The 2,448-nt window shown below is 56.6% G+C and carries 3 protein-coding genes; all 3 read right to left on the minus strand.

What is annotated here, in order from left to right:
- Nucleotides 1–164 precede the first annotated feature (164 nt).
- Nucleotides 165–359, minus strand: coding sequence for an IS66 family insertion sequence element accessory protein TnpB (gene tnpB / locus ACFFWD_RS34180; RefSeq protein ID WP_376973014.1), 195 nt, complete (start codon nucleotides 357–359; stop codon nucleotides 165–167).
- Nucleotides 360–392: 33 nt separating this feature from the next.
- Entirely contained in the window at nucleotides 393–1,619 is a 1,227-nt protein-coding gene (gene ltrA / locus ACFFWD_RS34185) for a group II intron reverse transcriptase/maturase (RefSeq protein WP_376973090.1), read from the minus strand.
- Between the two features lie 561 nt (nucleotides 1,620–2,180).
- Nucleotides 2,181–2,399: an IS66 family insertion sequence element accessory protein TnpB gene (gene tnpB / locus ACFFWD_RS34190; RefSeq protein WP_376973016.1), complete on the minus strand. Its 219-nt coding sequence runs from the start codon at nucleotides 2,397–2,399 to the stop codon at nucleotides 2,181–2,183.
- Nucleotides 2,400–2,448 lie beyond the last annotated feature (49 nt).

A 2,448-nucleotide genomic window follows, 5' to 3' on the forward strand; every position in this document is an offset into this window, starting at 1 on the left:
ACGTTGGCGGCCTCCGCGACGGCCACATCGCGTTCAACCTGCAACGCCTCACGCTCGGCCAGCAGCGCCATGTAGGCGCTCGCGAGGTCCGAAGGAAGATCGTTCGGCTTCGATGTCATGAAGCCATTGAATCAGATCAGGCTGCAGATTCAATCGTAAAAAGCCTATCCAACTCGCGTCGGACGCAGTGTTTCTTGAGGGTTGCGCCAGTCGATTCCAGATAAGAGATAACTCAACTGCGCCGGAGAGATCGTCACTGCTTCGCCCGCAACAGAAGGCCAGATGAATCTTCCTCTCTCAAGTCTTTTTGTAAACAGGCATGCCCCCTGGCCATGGTGAGTCGGCCCCGGGAGTTGCACCCGGAGCCGCTCTCCGAACCGTACGTGACGCTCTCACGTCATACGGCTCTCAACAAGTAACGACGCAGAACTCAACCTCGCCCAATGAGCGAACAGCTGCGGCCTACGGCAGCGGATCAATCTGAGCCAGGTGGAGGCTCTGACTTTTCCATTCTTCAGCCCTTTGTATTTGCGTCGCGCCCAGCGGTTAAGAGATTCGTCGACGTATCGATACAGGTTGTGCATTTCTGACCGCCCATATCTGCCGTAGTACTGCATCCATCCACGAAGGACGGGGTTCAGTTCCAAGGCGATTGCGTCGACTTCCGTCTGCGAGCGAAGCCTGAGCCGGAGCTGCCGGATCGTCGTACGCATAGACTTCATCGCCACCCTGCTGGCCGCTGGCGAGAACGTACAGAAGTTTTCTTTCTTCTGATGGTTTCTTGCCCTGCGCGGTCGAAAGGTAAACCCCAGAAAGTCGAATGACTGACTGGCATGGCTACCCGGGCGATTGCTGTCTTTGCAGTAGACGATCTTGGTCTTGTCGGGATGCATTTCGAGTTCGCATTCCTCAAACCTTGCTTGCAGCGCCGCCTTGATGGCTTCCGCTTCAGCCTTGGTTCGGCAATGAACGAGCCCGTCGTCCGCGTATCGACACCACGGTGACTGCGGGAAGTTCCGCGCCATCCATGTATCGAACGCATAATGCAAGAACAAATTGGCAAGGACGGGACTGATCACGCCGCCTTGGGGTGTTCCCCGGTCGCGAGCGGTGATCGCTCCGTCTTTGCCTTGCATCGGCGCTGTTAGCCAGCGTTCGATGTAGAGCAGAGCCCATTCGTCTTGCACATGCTTCCTGACGGCCTTCATGAGCAACTTGTGGCTGATATTGTCGAACAGGCCTTTGATGTCGAACTCCAGCACCCAGTCCATCTTCCAGCACCGTTGCCGGGTGACGCCAACGGCGTCCAGCGCGGATTTTCCGGGCCGGTAGCCGTAGGAATCGGGAAGGAAGATTTCCTCGAGTGCTTGTTCAATCTGCAGCTTGACGACCGTCTGCGCCACGCGATCTGCTACTGTCGGCACGCCTAGAATGCGTTGTCCGCCGTTCTTCTTGGGAATGGGGACAGCCCGAACGGCAGGTGGAAGGTAGCTGCCAGAAGACATTCGATTCCAGACCTTGTAAAGGTTGCCCTTCAAGTCCTTCTCAAAAGCTTCGAGCGACACCTTATCCACGCCGGCCGAGCCCGCATTGGCTTTGACCAATCGGTAGGCCTTCATCACTGTCTGCTTGTCGATATCGTACTGCTTACGTCCGGTTACGCTCACATGTCCTCCTGCTCATCACAGTTGCATATGGGCGCAACCCACTTGTTTCGGCCCCTTCGCTCCAGTCCCATTACAGTACCTTCATCACTACTACGAGCCGATCCGCCCCAGTGTTGTGCTTCGGTACTCTCGTCTCGCGGTGTGCGCCGCTTGAACTTCTCCCTTGGCATCACAACGACTGGTTCCTGCAGTTCTCTACAAGAGCCTGTATCCAGATCGCGTCCCCTAAACGCCGGTCGCCATCCGCGCAGTAATCCAGGCGCCTCACGGATTGATCTCAGGGATGGCACGCGCCCCTGATTTTGGCGACGCTTTAGTAATTTTCGACGCGTCATCGGAAGATTCGCTTTCGCTCGCCTTCTGGATACTTACCTGCCCCGTAAACCCGGGACTTTTGCAACACTTGCTCATGACCACGCCTTTTAAGCGAAGCCACAGTGTCGTGGTTTTGCATCTGCGCCTGAAACGCCGATGCAGGAGGGCCATCCTCCATCTCTCATAAAGCTGTACGCATTAAATTCGGTTATTCACCTCCTTCATGCTCTGCAGCACACCATGCCAAATCACCTTCAAAAGATCGCCGCGTTTTCCCCTGAAGCAGAAAAGACCACCGCCCATGGGCTTGTGCTTGAGCACTTCCTGCACGCGGAGAGCCAGGCTCGGAAAGCCGCACCGCATGTCCGTGTAGCCCGTGGCAATCCAGACCCTGACGCCGCTCGGAATCGGGATCATCGCCGCCTCAGAAGCTCAAGGACGCGCTGCAGCGCTTCACCGTCTACGT

The sequence above is a fragment of the Bradyrhizobium erythrophlei genome (assembly GCF_042430365.1).
Lineage (GTDB): Bacteria > Pseudomonadota > Alphaproteobacteria > Rhizobiales > Xanthobacteraceae > Bradyrhizobium > Bradyrhizobium erythrophlei.